The 1,153-nt window shown below is 72.5% G+C and carries 2 protein-coding genes; both read right to left on the bottom strand.

Annotation, left to right across the window (positions count from 1 at the left end):
* The coding region (locus BACI9J_RS22660; protein WP_159736646.1) for a GNAT family N-acetyltransferase at positions 1-646 on the bottom strand (646 nt) is incomplete at its 3' end.
* Positions 646-1,153, bottom strand: a 508-nt coding sequence (locus BACI9J_RS22655) for a winged helix-turn-helix domain-containing protein (protein WP_159736645.1), incomplete at its 5' end; no start/stop codon positions are given. The genes BACI9J_RS22660 and BACI9J_RS22655, both read right to left, overlap by 1 nt.

Below are 1,153 nucleotides of genomic sequence, written 5' to 3'. Positions count from 1 at the left end.
TGCGGGAACCGCCCGGCTGCACGGCGACGGCGTAGAACTCGCCGATGCCGTCCTCGACCTTGAGCCAGCACGACCCGGCGAGCTGCCCGGAGGCATCGCGGAGCAAGAGCAGGTCGTCGCCGGAGAACCAGGCGTCGGCTTCGCGGGCGTGCAGGTCGTCCAGCGTCATCCGCCCCTGCTCGGGGTGGTGCGCGAAGGCTGCGGCGTTCAGCGCGAGCCAGTCGGTCTCGTCATCGGTGCCCGGGCGGAACGCCGACAGGCTGAACCCGTCGGGCAGCTCGACGTCGGCGGCGACGTCTTCCTCGGAGTCGGCGACGGGCGCCCGGAGCTGCAGCAGCGTGCGGACCGCGCGCCAGCCGAACCGGTCGGCCAGCGCCCGCGCTGCCGGGTGGTCCCCGTGCGCCCAGGCGAGCCGGGGAGCGGCCCCGCCGCCCAGCGCGAGCGCCTGCGTCACCAGGGAGGTGCCGATGCCGCGGCCGCGGGCCTCCTGGGCGACGACCATCTCGAGCTCACCGTCACGGACCACGGCGACCCCGTCGTCGACGGACAGGACGCTCGCGCGCCCGGCGCGGACGTCCACCAGGGTCTGGTCGGAGAACGGCGGGGCTTCGCCGGGGGCGACGAAGGCGCCGAGGTCGGGCAGCACTACTGCCCCAGCAGGCGCTCGGCCTCGTCGTCGTAGACGTTGAAGCGGTACCCGACGTTGCGGACGGTGCCGATGAGTGACTCGAGGTCCCCGAGCTTGGCGCGGAGCCGTCGGACGTGCACGTCGACGGTGCGGGTGCCACCGAAGTAGTCGTAGCCCCAGACCTCGCTGAGCAGCTGCTCGCGGGTGAAGACGCGTGACGGGTGGGTGGCGAAGAACCGCAGGAGCTCGAACTCCTTGAACGTCAGGTCGAGCGGCCGACCGCGGACCTTGGCGGAGTAGCTGGCCTCGTCGATGACGACACCGGACGCCTGGATCTTCGAGCTCGTCTGGCCCTTCGCGGCACGACCGGCCGACAGGCGGATGCGGGCGTCGATCTCGGCGGGGCCGGCGCTCTCGAGCACGACGTCGTCGACGTTCCAGTCGCTGTTCACCGCGGTCAGACCGCCCTCGGTGACGACGAGCACGATCGGCGTGGTCGACCCCGACGAGGCGAGGATCTTGCAC

Origin of the sequence: Arthrobacter sp. 9V (genome assembly GCF_902506065.1) — a bacterium.
Lineage (GTDB): Bacteria > Actinomycetota > Actinomycetes > Actinomycetales > Micrococcaceae > Arthrobacter.
The sequence above is the reverse complement of the archived record's forward strand: the minus strand, read 5'-3'. Positions and strand labels throughout refer to the sequence as shown.